At 73.0% G+C, this 17259-nt stretch carries 14 protein-coding genes; all 14 read left to right on the plus strand.

Annotation, left to right across the window (positions count from 1 at the left end):
- Positions 1 to 2: 2 nt before the first annotated feature.
- The 14 genes from BLW86_RS09360 to rfbC are packed head-to-tail and all read left to right on the plus strand — an operon-like array spanning position 3 to position 17256.
- A complete protein-coding gene (locus BLW86_RS09360; protein ID WP_093873596.1) occupies positions 3 to 2195 on the plus strand; it encodes a bi-domain-containing oxidoreductase in 2193 nt (730 codons plus the stop codon).
- Entirely contained in the window at positions 2192 to 4162 is a 1971-nt protein-coding gene (locus BLW86_RS09365; RefSeq protein ID WP_093873597.1) for an alginate lyase family protein, read from the plus strand. Before BLW86_RS09360 ends, BLW86_RS09365 begins: the two co-directional genes overlap by 4 nt.
- An 11-nt stretch (positions 4163 to 4173) precedes the next feature.
- Entirely contained in the window at positions 4174 to 5718 is a 1545-nt protein-coding gene (locus BLW86_RS09370; RefSeq protein WP_093873598.1) for a right-handed parallel beta-helix repeat-containing protein, read from the plus strand.
- A 1-nt stretch (position 5719) separates the two neighbouring features.
- Entirely contained in the window at positions 5720 to 6973 is a 1254-nt protein-coding gene (locus BLW86_RS09375) for a hypothetical protein (RefSeq protein WP_093873599.1), read from the plus strand.
- 7 nt (positions 6974 to 6980) lie between these two features.
- The gene (locus BLW86_RS09380; protein ID WP_093873600.1) at positions 6981 to 8192 is read left to right on the plus strand and encodes a glycosyltransferase family 4 protein; all 1212 of its coding nucleotides are present in this window, start codon (positions 6981 to 6983) and stop codon (positions 8190 to 8192) included.
- Positions 8189 to 9439: a class I SAM-dependent methyltransferase gene (locus BLW86_RS09385; RefSeq protein WP_093873601.1), complete on the plus strand. Its 1251-nt coding sequence runs from the start codon at positions 8189 to 8191 to the stop codon at positions 9437 to 9439. Before BLW86_RS09380 ends, BLW86_RS09385 begins: the two co-directional genes overlap by 4 nt.
- Entirely contained in the window at positions 9436 to 10230 is a 795-nt protein-coding gene (locus tag BLW86_RS09390; RefSeq protein WP_093873602.1) for a glycosyltransferase family protein, read from the plus strand. Before BLW86_RS09385 ends, BLW86_RS09390 begins: the two co-directional genes overlap by 4 nt.
- Entirely contained in the window at positions 10227 to 10874 is a 648-nt protein-coding gene (locus BLW86_RS09395) for a PIG-L deacetylase family protein (protein ID WP_093873603.1), read from the plus strand. The genes BLW86_RS09390 and BLW86_RS09395 overlap by 4 nt, the downstream gene beginning before the upstream one ends.
- A 3-nt stretch (positions 10875 to 10877) precedes the next feature.
- Entirely contained in the window at positions 10878 to 11903 is a 1026-nt protein-coding gene (locus BLW86_RS09400; protein WP_093873604.1) for an NAD-dependent epimerase/dehydratase family protein, read from the plus strand.
- Positions 11891 to 13180 (plus strand): DUF4910 domain-containing protein, encoded by a 1290-nt coding sequence (locus tag BLW86_RS09405; protein WP_093873605.1) that lies wholly within the window; start codon positions 11891 to 11893, stop codon positions 13178 to 13180. The genes BLW86_RS09400 and BLW86_RS09405 overlap by 13 nt, the downstream gene beginning before the upstream one ends.
- Positions 13181 to 13185: 5 nt before the next feature.
- A complete protein-coding gene (locus BLW86_RS09410; RefSeq protein ID WP_093873606.1) occupies positions 13186 to 14475 on the plus strand; it encodes an MATE family efflux transporter in 1290 nt (429 codons plus the stop codon).
- Positions 14472 to 15437 carry a glycosyltransferase family 2 protein gene (locus tag BLW86_RS09415; protein WP_093873607.1) on the plus strand — a complete coding sequence of 322 codons (966 nt, stop codon included), beginning with the start codon at positions 14472 to 14474 and terminating at the stop codon, positions 15435 to 15437. Before BLW86_RS09410 ends, BLW86_RS09415 begins: the two co-directional genes overlap by 4 nt.
- Positions 15434 to 16708, plus strand: a complete 1275-nt coding sequence (locus BLW86_RS09420) for a polysaccharide pyruvyl transferase family protein (protein ID WP_093873608.1) — start codon at positions 15434 to 15436, stop codon at positions 16706 to 16708. Before BLW86_RS09415 ends, BLW86_RS09420 begins: the two co-directional genes overlap by 4 nt.
- Positions 16705 to 17256: a dTDP-4-dehydrorhamnose 3,5-epimerase gene (gene rfbC / locus BLW86_RS09425; RefSeq protein WP_093873609.1), complete on the plus strand. Its 552-nt coding sequence runs from the start codon at positions 16705 to 16707 to the stop codon at positions 17254 to 17256. The genes BLW86_RS09420 and rfbC overlap by 4 nt, the downstream gene beginning before the upstream one ends.
- Positions 17257 to 17259: the final 3 nt, after the last annotated feature.

Below are 17259 nucleotides of genomic sequence, written 5' to 3' on the forward strand. Positions count from 1 at the left end.
CGGTGAAACAGGTCGTACAGAACTACAAGAGCGGCGAACTGGCCGTGCTCGACGTCCCGGTGCCGGGGTGCAAGCCGGGCGGTGTCCTCGTCCGGACCGCCTACTCGCTGATATCCACGGGCACCGAGCTCATGAAGGTTTCCGAGGCCGGGATGTCGATGCTCGGCAAGGCCCGCTCGCGCCCGGACCAGGTCGCCAAGGTCGTGCAGAGCGTGGCCACCAACGGCGTGCCCGCCACGTACCGCAAGGTGATGGGCAAGCTCGACTCGTACACGCCGCTCGGGTACTCGCTGTGCGGGGTGGTCGAGCAGGTCGGCGCCGGGATCGACGACGTGAAGGTCGGCGACCTCGTGGCCTGCGCCGGCAACGAGCACGCACTGCACGCCGAGCTGAACTGGGTGCCGAAGAACCTCTACACCCCGGTCCCGGACGGCCTCGCGCCCCGGCACGCCGCCTTCGGCACCGTCGGGTCCATCGCGCTTCAGGGCGTCCGCCAGGGCGAGCCGCAGCTCGGCGAGGTGGCGCTCGTCATCGGCCTCGGGCTGATCGGGCAGCTGGTGGTGCAGCTCCTCGCCGCCGCGGGCGTCCGCGTCGTCGGCGCCGACCCCGACCCGGCGCGCTGCGAGCTCGCCGAGCGCCTGGGCGCCGAGGCCTGCGGCGATCCCGGATCGGCCTCCGTGGAGGCCGCCGTCGCCGAGCTCACCGGCGGTCACGGCGTGGACCAGGTGTACCTGGCGGCCGGTGGCAGCAGCAACCAGCCCGTCGAGCTGGCCGCCCGGCTGTGCCGGGACCGCGGCCGGGTCGTCGACATCGGCAAGTGCCGTCTGGACCTGCCGTGGAACGCGTACTACGAGAAGGAACTCGACGTCCGGTTCTCCCGCAGTTACGGCCCGGGGCGCTACGACCCGGAGTACGAGCTGGAGGGGCGGGACTATCCGATCGGCTACGTGCGCTGGACCGAGCGCCGGAACCTGGCGTGCTTCCTCGACCTCATGGCCCGGGGCAGCGTCGACGTGGAGCCCCTGGTGTCCCACGTCGCCGCCTTCGACGACGCCGTCGAGACGTACCGGTCGCTGAAGGACGGCGAGCTGAAGGCCGTGGCCGTACTGTTCCGGTACCCCGAGCAGACGGAGGAGGCCCCGGAGGCGCCGGCGGTGGCCGTGCCCGCGGTGAACGTGACGCGCACGACGGCCAGGGCCGCCGGGACGCCGGTACGGGTCGCGTTCATCGGGGCGGGCAACTACGCCACCTCGATGCTGCTGCCCCACCTGGCCGAGCGCGAGGGCGTCGAGCTGTCCACGGTCGTCACCACGACGGCCCTGTCCGCGGCCAACGCGCAGCGGAAGTTCGGCTTCGCCCGCGCCACCACCGATCTCGACGCCGTGCTCGGCGACGAGTCCGTCGACGCGGTGTTCGTGGTCACCCGGCACAGCTCGCACGCCGACCTGACCCGGAAGGCGCTGCTCGCCGGCAAGTCGGTGTTCGTGGAGAAGCCGCTGGCGCTCGGCGAGGACGAGCTGGCCGGTGTGCTCGCGACCGTGGAGGAGACCGGCAACGACCGGCTCCAGGTGGGCTTCAACCGCCGGTTCGCACCGCTGCTCCAGGAGGCGAAGCGGCGGTTCGGTGCCCGGACCGGTCCTGCGAACCTCCGCTACCTGGTCAACGCCGGCCGTCTGGAGCACGGCAGCTGGTACCTCCGGCAGGGCAGCGAGGGCTCGCGGTTCGCCGGCGAGGGCGGTCACTTCATCGACACCGCGAGCTGGCTCCTCGACGCCGATCCCGTCTCCGTTTACGCGGTGGCTACCCCCGGCAACGAGGACCTCCAGGTCGTGCTGCGCTACCCGGACGGGTCCACCGTCACCATCAGCTACGTCACCACCGGCGCCTCCGGCTTCCCCAAGGAGACCCTCGACCTGGTCGCCGACGGCAAGGTGCTGCGGCTCGACGACTTCGTCCGCGCCTCGGTGTATTTCGAAAAGAGCACGGCCGGTCGGAAGCGGTGGGTCAGTTCGCGGCTGCCCAAGGCCCGCGACAAGGGCCAGAACGCCGAACTGGCCGCGTTCTTCCGGGCCGTACGGACCGGCGGGCCGATGCCGGTGCCGCTGGAATCGCTCGTCGCCACCACGGCGGCCACCCTCGCCGTGCCGGCCGGCCTGGCGGGCGGCGCGCCGGTGACGCTGGCGAGGCACCGATGACGATGAGCGCGGGCTGGTACCTGCGGCGGCTGTCCGCGATGGGGCCGCGGGAGGTCGGCGGCCGGGCGGTCGACGCGGTGCGCAGGCGGCGGTGGCGGTCGGCGCGGCCGGAGTTCCCGGGCGTGACCGGCGCCCGGTTCACCGCCGTGTTCCCCGTCGGGACGATCGACGGGGTGGCCCCGGACGCCGCGAAGCGTCTCGTGGCCGAGGCGGACCGGTTGATGGCCGGGCATGCCGAGTACTTCGGGGTGGAGCGCGACGACCTGGCCGACCCGGACTGGTGGTACGACCCGAAGACCGGGCGCCGGGCACCTTCGGGGTACGCCTTCGACGTGCCGTACCGGGACGAGGAGACGGTCGGGGACATCAAGCAGATCTGGGAACCGTCCCGGCACCAGTACCTCACCGTGCTCGCCGCCGCCTACGCGGTCACCGGGGACGAGCGGTACGCGGAGCGGGTGGCCGGCCATCTGCGGTCGTGGTGGGCGGCCAACGCGCCGCTGCGCGGGGTGCACTGGACGAGCGGCATCGAGCTGGGGATCCGACTGCTCTCCTGGGTGTGGATCCGCCGGCTGCTCGACGGCTGGCAGGGCGCGGCCGGTCTCTTCGAGGAGAACCCGGTGGCGCTCCGCCAGATCTGGTACCACCAGCGCTGGCTGGCCGCCTTCCCCAGCCGGGGGTCCTCGGCGAACAACCACGTCGTCGCGGAGGCCGCCGGGCAGTTCGCCGCGGCCTGCGCGTTCGGCTGGTTCCCCGCCTCGGCGCGCTGGCGGGACGACGCGCTGCGGTCGCTCGACCGGCATCTGCGGAGCAACACCTTCCTGTCCGGCCTCAACCGCGAGCTGGCTTCCGAGTACCACGGCCTCGTCCTCGAACTCGGCCTGGCCGCGCTGGCCGAGGCCGACGCCGCCGGCGTGCCGGTGCCCGCGACCACCCGGCTCGTCCTGCTGCGGATGACCGACGCGCTCGCGGCCGTCGTGGACGACCGGCTGCGGCCGCCCCGCCAGGGGGATTCGGACGACGGGCACGGTCTGATCGTGGACGGCGCGGGCAGCGACCGCTGGGGCTCGCTCCTCGCCACCGGCGACGCCGTGTTCGGTCGGCTCGCCTGGTGGCCGGAGGTGACCGGCACCGATGTGCGCACCCCGCTGCTGGCCGCGCTCATCAGGACCGGCGGACCGGCCGTGAAGCGGCCGGCGAACCGGCCGGTCCATTTCCCCGACGCGGGCATGACGATCATGAGGGCGCCGGGGGAGATCTGGGTCCGCTGCGACGGCGGCCCGCACGGCTTCCTGTCCATCGCCGCGCACGGGCACGCGGACGCCCTGTCCGTGGAGGTCCGGCACGACGGCGTCGACGTGCTCGCCGACCCGGGGACGTTCTGCTACCACGGGCAGCCCGAGTGGCGGCAGTACTTCCGGTCGACCCTCGGCCACAACACCCTGCGGCTCCACGGCCGTGACCAGTCCGTCTCCGGCGGCCCGTTCCTGTGGACCCGGCACGCCGAGAGCCGCGTCCTGGTCGCGGACACCTCGAACCCGGCGGTGTCCCGCTGGTGCGCCGAGCACGACGGCTACCGGCCCTCCGTGCACCGCCGCCGGGTGGAGCTGACGGCCGCGAGCCGGGAGCTGCGGGTGGTCGACGAGGTGCGGGGCCCGGGCACGGCCGTGGAGCTGGCGTTCCACCTCGGCCCGGCGATCTCCGCCGAGCTCGTGGGGAACCGGGCGGTGCTCGCCTGGACCGTGGACGGCGAGGACCGCTCCGCGGTGCTCGACCTGCCCGCGGGGCTCTCCTGGCGGGCGCACCGCGGCGAGAGCGAGCCTTCCCCGAGCTCTTCGGGCAGGGAATACCCCATGCTCGGCTGGTACTCCGAGGGCTTCGGGCGCAAGGAGCCCGCCACCACGCTGCTCGGCACGGGTCTCGCCGACGGCGCGGAGTTCGTCACCGTACTCGCGTTCCACGGCTAGGGAGGAGGACCTTGCAGATCACGTGGCGGCACCGGGCGGTGCCGGCGGCACTGCTCGCGCTGCTCGTGGCGACCGGCTGCGAGAGCGGCGGCGCGCCGGACGCCCGGCCGAAGCCGGACGGCCGGCCGAAGGCCACCGCCGCTCCGTCCGCGTCCACGGCCGTGGCCCGGGTGTGCGCCGAGCCCCCGGCCGGACCGGCGCGGGCGCCGGCGGGCGCGGTGACGGTCGACCCCTCGGTGACCGGTGACCTGACCGCGAAGACCGAGGACAGCCCGCCGGGCACCACGTTCTGGCTGCGGCCGGGCAGGCACAGGCTGGACCCGGGCGAGTACGACCAGGTCCTCGCCAAGGAGGGGAACACGTACATCGGGGCGCCGGGCGCGGTGCTCGACGGCGCGAAGACCAACCAGTACGCGTTCGGCGGCACCGCCCGCGACGTCACGATCAAGTACCTGACCGTGCAGGGTTTCGTCGCGCCGCAGGACGAGGGCGTGGTCAACCACGACATGGCCGACGGGTGGGTGATCGAGCACGCGACGATCCAGCACAACTCGGGTGCCGGGCTGATGGCCGGTGCCCGCCAGCAGGTCCGCGCCAGCTGTCTGCGCGGCAACGGCCAGTACGGCATGAACGCCTACAAGACCGGTGACTCCATCAAGGGCCTGGTCGTCGAGGGCAACGAGATCACGGGCAACAACACCGACGACTGGGAGCGGAAGCAGCCGGGCTGCGGCTGCACGGGAGGCATCAAGTTCTGGGCGGTCGACGGCGCCGACATCCGCGGCAACTGGGTGCACGACAACCGCGGGACCGGGCTGTGGGCGGACAACAACAACAACGACTTCCTCTTCGAGGACAACGTCCTCGAAGAGAACGACGGCGCCGCGCTGATGTACGAGACCAGCTACAACGCGGTCGTCCGGAACAACACGATCCGGCGGAACAACTGGGTCGAGGGCCGCGCGGGCGCCGAGGACGGCGACGACTTCCCGTACGCGAGCGTCTACGTGTCCGAGGCCGGCGGCGAGCCGCGGATCCCCGCCCGTACGGACAGGATCGAGATCTACGGGAACGTGCTCGAGGACAACTGGTCGGGGATCACCCTGTGGGAGAACGCCGACCGGTTCTGCAACAGCCCGGCCAACACCTCGACCGGCTACTGCACCCTCCTGGTGAAGGACACCGGACGCTGCGCGCAGCCCGGGATCGCCGGCGCACCGCTCTACGCCGACTGCCGGTGGAAGACCCAGCGGGTGGACATCCACGGCAACCGCTTCGCCCTCGACAAGTCCGTCCTCGACTGCACGGTCCTGTGCGACCGAATGGCGGTGCTCTCCAACGACGGGACCTCTCCGGGCTGGTCGCCGTACAAGGGCGACCGGGTGGCCCGGGCGATCACGCTCCGGCAGGACAACCGCTGGCACGACAACGTCTACGTCGGGCCGTGGACGTTCGTCGCGCACGACGCGGGCCGGACGCTCGGCGCCGGGCAGTGGCAGGGCGCACCGTACGGGCAGGACGCGGGCAGCACCTTCCGTACGCGGGACGGTGGTTGAGATGCGTACGGACATCGGGGCGGGCACGGAGCGCGCCCCCAAGGCGGTCGGGATCGCCTGGGCGCTCCTCGCGCTCAACGTGCTGGGCTCCGCCGGGGCGAAGACGATCGTCCCGATCCCCCGCTCCCTGATCCAGATGGTCACGATGGGCGCGCTGGTCGGCGCGTTCACGCTGGCGCTCACGGTCAACCGGCCGCTGCGGATCCGGCCCAGCGCGTTCGTGTTCCTGCTGACCCTGCTGCTCGTGCCGAGCCTGATCTCCAGTGTGGACGCCGGGGCGGGCGCGCTGTTCCGCTGCGCGCGGCTCGCGCTCTTCGTCGGCACGCTGTGGCTGCTCAGCCGCTGGTGGGACGGCAGCCTGCGGTTCGTCCACCTCCACATCCGGTGGTACTTCGCGGTGCTCGTCCTGGTGGCCGCCGGACTGGTCGTCTCGCCGGGCACGGCCATGCCCGAGTACTACGGCGGGCGTCTCGTGGGCGCGCTGTGGCCGCTCACGCCGCCGCAGATCGGGCAGTACTCCGCGGTGATCATCGGGCTCTCCGTGCTGCTGCTCCTCGGCCGCCGGACCACCCTGGCCGGCGCGGCGGTGGTCGTCGTGCCGTCGTTCGTGCTGCTCGCCATGACCCACACCCGAACGGCGACGCTCGGCATGATCATCGGTCTGGTCCTGGCGATCGGCTCGCTCTTCCTGACCAGTGCCGCCGCGCGCAAGTTCTTCGCCTGGGCGGTGCTGTGCGCGACGGTGGCCGCGGTGGTGTTCGGCTCCGCGCTGCGGGCCTGGTTCCTGCGCGGGCAGAGCCAGGAGAACTTCTCCAACCTCACCGGCCGGGCGAAGGTGTGGGACTCCCTCCTCTCGGCGCCCCGGACGACCGGGGAGACGGTCTTCGGCCTGGGCCTGGGCGACAAGTCGTGGGACGGGCTGCCGATCGACAACAGCTGGCTGGCCGTCTACAACGAGCAGGGGCTGCTCGGCGTCGGCATCGTGGCGGCGTTCCTCCTCGCGCTCGGCGGCATCGCGCTGCTGCGGCCGCCGTCGCTGTCGAGGGCCTGCGCGATCTTCCTGATCAGCTACTGCGCGATCTCGTCGTACACCGAGGTGGGTCTCGGCGACGCCTCGGCGTATCTGCTGCACCTGGCCCTGGCCGCCTCGCTGCTCGCGGCGCCCGCCGCGGCCGCGCCGCTCCCGGCGGCCGGCATTCCTCGTCAGAGGTCCGACATTCCCCGACGACGTGTCCCGCGATGGGCCCGGAGGTGATCTGAGCATGCATGTCCTGGTGGTGCACAACCGCTACTCCTCGGCGCAGCCGAGCGGGGAGAACAGGGTGGTCGACGAGGAGGTGGCGCTGCTGCGCGCGGCCGGCCACCGGGTCGACCTGTTCGAGCGGCGCAGCGACGACATCGCCGGCCGGTCCCTCCTCGGCAAGGCCGCGGTGCCACTCCTCGTGCCGTGGAACCCGGCGGTCCGCACGGAACTCGCCGCCCGGCTCCGCGCCGACCGGCCGGACGTGGTGCACGTCCACAACGTCTTCCCGCTCCTGTCGCCGGCGGTCCTCGCCGCCTGCGCCGACGCCGGCGTGCCCGTCGTCGCCACGCTGCACAACTACACCCAGGTCTGCCCGCCGGGCACGCTGCACCGGGACGGCAGGCCGTGCACCGAGTGCGTCGGGTCGACGGCGTCGCTGCCCGCCGTCCGGCACGGCTGCTACCGGAACTCCCGGCTCGCGACGGTTCCCCTCGCGGTCAGCCTGTCGGTCAACCGGCGGCGGTGGTGGTCCGGCGTGGAGCGTTTCTTCTGCATCTCCGCGGCGCAGCGCGACATCCTGGTGCGGTCCGGCATGCCGGCCGAACGGCTCGCGGTGAAGCACAACTTCGTGCCCGACCCGGGCACCTGTCGGACGGGCACCGGCGAGCACCTGCTCTTCCTCGGCCGGCTCGCGGAGCCCAAGGGCGTACGGCTGCTCATGGCCGCGTGGGACGAGCTCGCGGCGGACGGCGGGGCGGGCGTGCCGCTCGTGCTCGCCGGCGCGGGGCCGCTGGAGCGTGAGGTGGCCGCCTGGGCGGAGGGCCGGGACGACGTGCGGTACGTCGGCCTGTACGACCCGGAGGAGTGCCGGCAGGCCCTCGCACGGTCGGTCGCCGTGGTGGCCCCTTCGACGGCCAGGGAGACCTTCGGCCTGGTGGTCGCCGAGGCGATGGCGGCCGGGGTCCCGGCCGTCGCCGCCGGGCACGGCGCCTTCGTCGAACTCGTCGACGAAGGGGTGACCGGGCTGCTGCACCGGCCGGGCGAGGCCGCCTCGCTCGCGGACTGTCTGCGCCTGATCACGGCCGCGCCGGCCCGGAACCGGGAGATGGGGCTGGCGGCCCGGCGCCGGTACGAGCAGCGCTTCAGCCCGGCCGTCGGGCTGGAGCGCCTGCTGGAGGAGTACCGCACCGCGATCGCGGTGCGGGCGGAATCAATGGGGGGCAGTAAATGACACGATGCCGACTCTGCGGCTCGGCGGCGCTCACGAGCGTCGTCGACCTGGGGGCGACGCCGCCGTGCGAGAGCTTTCTCGCCGCGGACGAACTGGACCGGCCGGAGCCCGCGTACCCGCTGCACCTGCGGGTCTGCACCGACTGCTGGCTCGCGCAGCTCCCTCCGCTGATCACGCCGGAGGAGACCTTCAAGGAGTACGCGTACTTCTCCTCGTACTCGACCTCCTGGGTGGAGCACGCGCGCACGTTCGTCGCGGCCGCCGTGGAGCGGCTCGCCCTCGGCGGCGACGCCTTCGTGGTCGAGGTCGCGAGCAACGACGGGTACCTGCTGAAGCACGTGGTGGACCGCGGGATCCGCTGCCTCGGCATCGAGCCCTCGGTGAACGTCGGCGCCGCGGCGCGGGGCGCCGGTGTGCCCACGCTCACCGAGTTCCTGAGCCCGGAGACGGGCGCGGCCGTCCGCGCCGAGCACGGCCCGGCGGACCTGGTCGTCGCCAACAACGTGTACGCGCACATCCCCGACGTCGTCGGCTTCACCCAGGGGCTGCGCGCCCTGGTCGCCGACGACGGCTGGGTCTCCATCGAGGTGCAGCACCTGCTGACCCTGATCGAGGAGAACCAGTACGACACGATCTACCACGAGCACTTCCAGTACTACACGGTCGCGTCCGCGGCCCGGGCGCTCGCGAGCGGCGGACTCACGCTCGTGGACGTCGAGCTGCTGCCCACGCACGGCGGCTCCATCCGGCTGTGGGCCCGGCCGGCGGAGGTGGCCGGCGAGCCCACGGCGCGTGTGGCCGAGGTCCTCGACCGGGAGAAGGCCGCCGGGCTCCAGGACCTGTCCGGGTACACCGAGTTCTCCGACCGGGTGGCCAAGGTGCGCCGGGACCTGCTGCGCTTCCTCATCGAGGCGGCCGAGCGCGGCGAGACGGTCGTCGGCTACGGCGCCCCCGGCAAGGGCAACACGCTGCTCAACCACTGCGGCATCCGGCCCGACCTGCTCTCGTACACGGTCGACCGCAACCCCTACAAGCACGGCAGGTTCACCCCGGGCACCCGAGTCCCGATCCTGCCGCCCGAGCGGATCGCCGCCGACCGGCCGGACTACGTCCTCGTCCTCCCGTGGAACCTGCGGGCCGAACTGGTCGAGCAGCTGTCCTTCGTGGGCGACTGGGGCGGCCGCCTCGTCTTCCCCATCCCGGAACTGAGCATCGTCGAGGTGCCCGCGAAAGAGGTCACAGCATGAAGGTCGTCCTGTTCTGCGGCGGTTACGGAATGCGGATGCGGAGCGGCGCCGCGGACGACGTGCCCAAGCCGATGGCGATGGTCGGCCCGCGCCCGCTGATCTGGCACGTCATGCGCTACTACGCGCACTACGGGCACACGGAGTTCATCCTGTGTCTCGGATACGGCGCGCACCACATCAAGGACTTCTTCCTCAACTACGAGGAGACGACGTCAAACGACTTCGTGCTGCGCGGCGGCCGGACCGAGCTGCTGTCCACCGACATATCCGACTGGACGATCACGTTCGCCCAGACCGGCATCGAGTCGCCGATCGGGGAGAGGCTGCGCCGGGTGCGGCACCACCTGGACGGCGACGAGATGTTCCTCGCCAACTACGCCGACGTGCTCACCGACGCGCCGCTGCCGGAGATGATCGAGCGGTTCTCCCGGCGTGACGCCGGCGCGTCGATGATGGTGGTGCCGCCGCAGTCCTCCTTCCACTGCGTGGAGTTGGGCGAGGACGGGCTCGTGGGGGGCATCACCGCCGTCAGCGAACTGCCGCTGTGGGAGAACGGCGGCTACTTCGTGCTCCGCCAGGAGGTCTTCGACCACATACCGGAGGGCGGGGACCTGGTCGCCGACGGCTGCGCCGGCCTGGCCAAGGAAGGCCGGCTCGTGGCGCACCAGCACCGCGGCTTCTGGAAGCCGACCGACACCGTGAAGGAGCGGGCCGCGCTCGACGAGGCCTACGCCCGGGGCGACCGCCCGTGGGCCGTGTGGGAACGGAACACCACGGGGGTGACCGCTTGATCCGCCTCGGCGCCGGGCGCCTGGACCGGATCGTCGCGGTGGGCGCCCACTGCGACGACATCGCCATCGGCACCGGCGGCACGCTCCTCGCGCTGTGCCTCGCGCGGCCGGGCATCCGCGTCGACGCGCTGGTGCTCTCCGGCGGAGGCGGCGAGCGGGAGCAGGAGGAACGGGCCGCGCTCGCCGCCTTCTGCCCGGGTGCCGACCTGCGGCTGACCGTGCTCAAGCTGCCGGACGGCCGGCTGCCCGCGCACTGGGAGGAGGCCAAGGCGGCGGTCGAGGAGCTGCGCGAGCGGACCGAGCCGGATCTGATCCTGGCCCCGCGCACCGAGGACGCGCACCAGGACCACCGCACCCTGGCGAAGCTGATGTCCACCGCGTTCCGCGACCATCTCGTGCTCGGCTACGAGATCGTCAAGTGGGACGCCGATCTCGGCCGCCCGGTGGCGTACCAGCCGCTGTCGCCGGAGATCGCCGAGGAGAAGGTGCGGCTGCTGCAGGAGCACTACCCCTCGCAGCGGCACCGGCCCTGGTACGACCGGGAGGCCTTCCTCGGCCTCGCCCGGATCCGCGGCATCGAATGTCACGCGCGCTACGCCGAGGCGTTCGCCGTCACCAAACTCACTCTCGACCTGGGGGATTGAACCTTGCGCGTACTGCTGACCGGACACCAGGGCTACCTGGGCACCGTCATGGCTCCCGTCCTCACCGCCGCCGGGCACGAGGTCGTCGGCCTCGACTCCGGCCTGTTCGCCGACTGTGTGCTCGGCCCGGCGCCGGCGGACCCGGCGGGCCACCGGGTGGACCTGCGCGACGTCACGGCCGAGCACGTGGCCGGGGTGGACGCCGTGATCCACCTGGGCGCGCTGTCCAACGACCCGCTGGGATCGCTGGCGCCGGAGCTCACCTACGACATCAACCACCACGCGTCCGTGCGCCTCGCCCGGCTGGCCCGCGAGGCCGGGGTGAAGCGTTTCCTGTACGCGTCGACGTGCTCCGTCTACGGAGCGGCGGGCGGCGACGAGCTGGTGTCCGAGGACGCCCCGCTGCGGCCGGTGACGCCGTACGCGGAGTCCAAGGTGCGGGTGGAGGACGACCTGCACGCCCTGGCCGACGACGGCTTCACCCCGGTGTACATGCGCAACGCCACCGCCTTCGGCTACTCCCCCAGGCTGCGCGCCGACATCGTGCTGAACAACCTGGTGGGCCACGCGCTGCTGTCCGGCGAGGTGCTCGTGCTCTCCGACGGCACCCCCTGGCGCCCGCTGGTGCACGCCGCCGACATCGCCCGGGCCTTCACGGCCGCGCTCGAGGCGCCCCGGGACGCGGTGCACGACCGGGCGTTCAACATCGGCAGCGAGGTCAACAACGTCACGGTCGCCGAGATCGCCGCGCAGGTCGCCGAGGCGGTGGACGGCTCGAAGGTGGTGATCACCGGCGAGACCGGCGCCGATCCGCGGTCGTACCGGGTGGACTTCTCCCGGTTCCGCTCCGCGATCCCCGGCTTCGACTGCGAGTGGACGGTGAAGCGGGGGGCGCTGGAACTCGCCGACGCCTACCGGAAGCACGGTCTCACCCGGGAGGACTTCGAGCGGCGCTTCACCCGTCTCGCCGTGCTGCGCGCGGCCTCCGACACCGGCGCCGTCGACGACACCCTGCGGTGGCGCCGATGACGGCGGCCGATCTCGGGGAGGAGATGCACGCGCTGGTGGAGCGGTTGTACCCGCTGTGCCGGAGCATCACGGGCGACGGTGTGCGCGCCACCCTGGAGATCGTCGGGGAGTACCTCCCGCTGGAGGTGCACGAGGTGCCGACCGGGACGCAGGTGCTGGACTGGACGGTGCCGCAGGAGTGGAACATCCGGGACGCGTACGTCGCCGACCCGGCCGGCAACCGGGTCGTCGACTTCGCCGCGTCCAGCCTGCACGTGCTCGGCTACAGCGTGCCGGTGTCGGCGACCATGCCGCTGAGCGAGCTGCGCGGGCACCTGCACACCCTGCCGGACCACCCGTCCTGGGTGCCGTACCGCACCAGCTACTACAAGCCGGAGTGGGGCTTCTGCCTGGCCCAGGAGACCCTGGACGCGCTGCCGGACGGCGAGTACGAGGTGTGCGTCGACTCCACGCTCGCCGACGGCCACCTCACCTACGCCGAGCACGTGGTCCCCGGCCAGGTCGCCGACGAGGTGATCGTCTCCTGCCACGTCTGCCACCCGTCGCTGGCCAACGACAACCTGGCCGGCATCGCGGTGGCGACGTTCCTCGCCCGGGCGCTCGCGGAGGGGACGCCGTACTACACGTACCGGTTCCTCTTCGCGCCCGGCACCATCGGGGCGATCACCTGGCTGGCCCGGAACAAGGAGCGGATCGACCGGGTCAAGCACGGCCTCGTACTGGCCTGCGCCGGCGACCGGGGCAGCCTGACGTACAAGCGGAGCCGGCGCGGCGACGCGGAGATCGACCGGGTGATGCGGCACGTGCTCGAAGCCTCCGAACGGCCGCACAGCATCGTCGAGTTCACTCCGTACGGCTACGACGAGCGGCAGTTCTGCTCGCCCGGCTTCGATCTCGGCGTGGGCTCGCTCACCCGTACCCCGTACGCCGGCTATCCCGAGTACCACACCTCGGCGGACAACCCGGACTTCGTCTCCCCGGAGGCGATGGCGGACACGCTCGCCGTCTGCCGCGAGGCGTTCGCCGTCCTCGACCGCAACCGGCGCTACCTCAACCTCAGTCCCTACGGCGAACCACAGCTCGGCCGGCGGGGGTTGTACGACGCGCTCGGCGGCCGCAGCGACACCAAGCAGGCCCAGATGGCCATGCTCTGGGTGCTCAACCTCTCCGACGGCGAGCACGGTCTGCTGGACGTCGCCGAGCGGTCCGGGCTGCCGTTCGACACCGTCGTCGCCGCCGCCGACGCCCTGGGCGCCGCCGGGCTGATCAAGGCATGACTCCGATGACCACCGAGGAGGAGAAGACGACGGCACCGGCCCGCTCCGTCCGGCGGGCCGTCGTCGGCCGGCTGTCCTGGGGACTGGCCGACCAGGCGGCCTCCAGCATGTCCAACTTCGTGGTGGGGTTCTACGTGGCGCGCTCGCTGGGGGTGACCGCCTTCGGCGTGTTCAGCCTCGCGTGGGTGACCTACGGCGTGGTGCTCGGCGCCTCCCGGGGGCTCGCCACCGATCCGCTGGTGGTGCGCTTCAGCGGCGTGTCGCACACGGTCTGGCGCGGGGCGGCGGCCCGGTCGACGGGCGCCTCGCTCGCCGTCGGTGCCGCCGTCGGCGCGGTGTGCCTGCTGGTCGGGCTCGCCCTCGGCGGCGGCGTGGGGGCAGCGTTCGCCTGCCTGGGCGTCGTCCTGCCGGGGCTGCTGCTGCAGGACGCCTGGCGGTTCGCCTTCTTCGCCGCCGGCGCCGGCCGAAAGGCGTTCGTCAACGACCTGGTGTGGGGCGTCGCGCTCGTCCCGGCCCTGGTCGTGGCGGCCCGCGTGGACAGCGTGGCCGCCTTCGTACTCGCCTGGGGCGCGTCCGCCGCGGTCGCCGCGGCGTACGGCCTGCTCCAGTCCGGCGTCCGGCCCCGGACGACCGAGGCGCGCGGGTGGCTGCGCGAGCAGCGCGATCTCGGCTACCGGTACCTGGTCGAGAACGGCAGCCTCAGCGGTGCGGGCCAGCTGCGGTCATACGGGCTCGGCGTGATCGTCGGAGTCGGCGCGGTGGGCGCGGTCCGCGGCGCCGAGCTCCTGCTCGGCCCGTTCCTCGCCCTGCTGATGGGACTGTCGCTCGTCACCGTCGCGGAGGCGGCACGGGTGCTGCGCCGGGCCCCGCACCGCCTCGGCGGGTTCTGCCTCCTGCTCGGCGGCGGGCAGGCCGTCGCCGCGCTGCTCTGGGGCGCGGCGCTGCTGCTCGTACCGGACCGGCTCGGCGAGCTCGTGCTCGGCGGCGTCTGGCCCTCCGCCTCCGAACTCATCGTGCCGGCCACGCTCGGCGTCGCGGGCGCCGGCCTCGGCACCGGCGCGGCGGCCGGGCTGCGCGCGCTCGGCGCGGCCCGGCGCAGCCTGCGCGCCCAGCTGTTCGCCTCCGCCTGCTACGTCGCCGGCGGGCTCGGCGGGGCCGTCGTGGCCGGCACCGTCGGCTCGGCCTGGGGCGTCGCCGCCGCGACCGCCGCCGGCTCGGCCGTGTGGTGGCTGCAGCTGCGCTCCGCCCTGCGCGAGCGCCACCGGAACTCCATCCCCGAAGTGAGGACCTCATGACCGCCCGACCCAGGCTGACCGTCGGCCTGCCCGTGTACAACGGCGAGGAGTACCTCGCCGAATCGCTCGACGCCCTGCTCGGCCAGACCTACGAGGACTTCGAGCTGGTCATCTCCGACAACGCCTCGACCGACGGGACCCGGGACATCTGCCGGAAGTACGCGGCGCGGGACTCGCGCATCCGCTACCTCCGGCTGCCCCGGAACATCGGCGCGACGCCGAACCACAACCGGCTGTTCGCCGAGTGCCGCACCGAACTGTTCAAGTGGGCCTCGCACGACGACCTGTACGCGCGTGACCTGCTGCGGCGCTGCGTGGACGCCCTCGACGAGCGGCCGGACGTGATCCTCGCCCACGCCGATCAGGCGGTCATCGACGCCGACGGCCAGGTGAAGGTCCCGTACGAGTACAAGCTCGCCACCGCCTCCCGGCGTGCGCCGGAGCGCTTCCGCAGCATGCTGTTCGAGCCCGGCGGCGACGACTTCTACGGGGTGATACGGGCCGACGTGCTGCGCCGGGTGAAGCCGATGGACAGCTACCACCACGCGGACCGCACGTTCGTCTGCGAGATCGGCCTGCACGGGCCCTTCCACCAGGTGCCGGAGCTGCTGTACTTCCGTCGCGACCACCCCACCCGCGCCGAGCGGGCGAACCCCTCCAAGCGCTCCCGGTGCGTCAACCTGGACCCGCGCCGGGCGGGCCCGCTGCACCCGACGCCCCGGCTGCTCGCCGAGTACGTCCTGGGCTTCGTCTCGGCGATCCGGCGGGCGCCGCTGTCCGTGGCCGACCGGCGCGCGTGCTACGGCCACCTGGCCGCGTGGATGTCCAGCCGGGCCCGGCCGGGGGCCGGCGAGCGGGTGGAGGACCGCGCACCGGTCGACCCGGCCCGGCTCGCCGTCTCCCTCGACGCCCTCGTCGCCGGACGCGAGGGCCGTGGAGTCCGTGAAGGGGATCAGGCGTGACGCGCGTGCGCGTCGGGGTCTTCGGCCTGCTCGGCTCCGGCAACCTCGGCAACGACGGATCGCTCGAGGCCGTCCTCGGGTACCTCCGCGCCGAGCACCCCGAGGCGCTCGTCGACGCGCTGTGCGGCGGGCCCGAGGCCGTGACGGCCCGGTACGGGATCCCCGCGACCCGGCTGCACTGGTACCGCGGGGAGTACCGGACCGCGTCGCGCGCGGGCGCGATCGCGGGGAAGGGCCTGGGCAAGCTCGTCGACGTCTTCCGCACCGCCGCCTGGGTGCGCCGGCACGACGTGGTGATCGTCCCGGGCATGGGCGTCCTGGAGGCCACGCTGCCCCTGCGGCCGTGGGGCTTCCCGTACTCGCTGTTCCTGCTCTGCGCGGCCGGCCGGCTCCTCGGCACCCCGGTCGCGCTCGTCGGCGTCGGCGCCGCCGCGATCCGCGACCGGCCGACCCGGGCCCTGGTCCGCTGGTCGGCGCGGCTCGCCGCGTACCGCTCGTACCGGGACGCCCAGTCCCGCGACGCCATGCGCGCGATGGGCGTGGACACCGCACGCGACGAGGTGTATCCGGACCTCGCGTTCTCCCTGCCGACGCCGCCGTCCCCCGAGCGCCCGGCTTCTCCCCCAGCCTCCGGCCGGGAGGGACCCCCGGAGCAGGGAGGTGCCCCCGCCCCGGCGGGCACGCCGGGTCCGGTCTGCGTCGGCGTCATGGCCTTCCACGGCGGCAACGACGACCGTGCCCGGGCCGAGGAGATCCACCGGCGCTACCTCGACGGGACGATCCGCTTCGTCCGCGCGCTGGTCGAGGACGGCAGGCCGGTCCGGCTGCTCACCGGCGACGACGTCGACGCGACGGTGGTCGCCGCGATCCTCGGCGCGGTGGACTCGCCGCTGGTCACCGCCGCCGAGACGGCCTCACTGGCCGATCTGATGAAGGAGATGGCGGCTGCCGACACGGTGGTGGCGATCCGCTACCACAACCTGATCTGCGCGCTGAAGACGGGCACTCCGGTGCTCGCGGTCACCTACGCGGCGAAGAGCGACGCCCTCATGGCGCAGATGGGCCTCGCCGAGTACTGCCACCCGGCGCGCGAGGTCGACGCCGACCGGCTGCTCGAACAGTTCCGGGAGCTGGAGAAACGCTCGGCGGAGCTGCGGCAGACGCTCACCGAGCGGAACGAGACCGCCGCCCGGCGACTCGACCACCAGTTCACCGCCTTGACGGCGGCCCTGTTCCCCACGACCACCCCCACCACGCGGAAGGCTCCATGAAAGCGACCGAAGTCCCGGAGATCGCCGGCGCATACCTGTTCGAACCGACGCCGTACGCCGACGAGCGCGGCTTCTTCTGCCGCACCTTCGACGCCGACGTGGTCCGCTCGGTCGGCATCGACCCGGCCGCCTTCGTCCAGGACAGCCTGTCCCGCTCGGTCCGGGGCGTGCTGCGCGGCCTGCACCTGCGCTCCGGCGAGGGCGAGGCCAAGCTGGTGCGCTGCTCGTACGGGAAGGTCTTCGACGTCGTCGTCGACCTGCGCCCGGACTCGCCGACGTACCTGGGCCGGGCCTTCTTCGAGCTGTCCGGCGAGACGCAGGCGACGCTGTACATCCCGGCGGGCTGCGCGCACGGCTTCCAGGCGCTGACCGAGACCGCCGACACCTCCTACCGGATCGACCGCCCGCACGATCCGACGGAGGACGTGACGATCGCCTTCGACGACCCGGAGCTCGCCATCCCCTGGCCGCTGCCGGTCACGTCGATGTCCCCACGGGACCGGGAGGCGCCGAGCCTCGCCGAGGTCCTGAAGCACGGAGAGAAGTGAGGT

Source organism: Streptomyces sp. TLI_105 (assembly GCF_900105415.1).
GTDB lineage: Bacteria > Actinomycetota > Actinomycetes > Streptomycetales > Streptomycetaceae > Streptomyces.

Coding starts and splice junctions, on each gene's coding strand:
- BLW86_RS09410 (WP_093873606.1), top strand. CDS start 13,186: ATGACCACCGAGGAGGAGAAGACGACGGCACCGGCCCGCTCCGTCCGG.
- BLW86_RS09390 (WP_093873602.1), top strand. CDS start 9,436: ATGAAGGTCGTCCTGTTCTGCGGCGGTTACGGAATGCGGATGCGGAGC.
- rfbC (WP_093873609.1), top strand. CDS start 16,705: ATGAAAGCGACCGAAGTCCCGGAGATCGCCGGCGCATACCTGTTCGAA.
- BLW86_RS09415 (WP_093873607.1), top strand. CDS start 14,472: ATGACCGCCCGACCCAGGCTGACCGTCGGCCTGCCCGTGTACAACGGC.
- BLW86_RS09375 (WP_093873599.1), top strand. CDS start 5,720: ATGCGTACGGACATCGGGGCGGGCACGGAGCGCGCCCCCAAGGCGGTC.
- BLW86_RS09365 (WP_093873597.1), top strand. CDS start 2,192: ATGACGATGAGCGCGGGCTGGTACCTGCGGCGGCTGTCCGCGATGGGG.
- BLW86_RS09385 (WP_093873601.1), top strand. CDS start 8,189: ATGACACGATGCCGACTCTGCGGCTCGGCGGCGCTCACGAGCGTCGTC.
- BLW86_RS09380 (WP_093873600.1), top strand. CDS start 6,981: ATGCATGTCCTGGTGGTGCACAACCGCTACTCCTCGGCGCAGCCGAGC.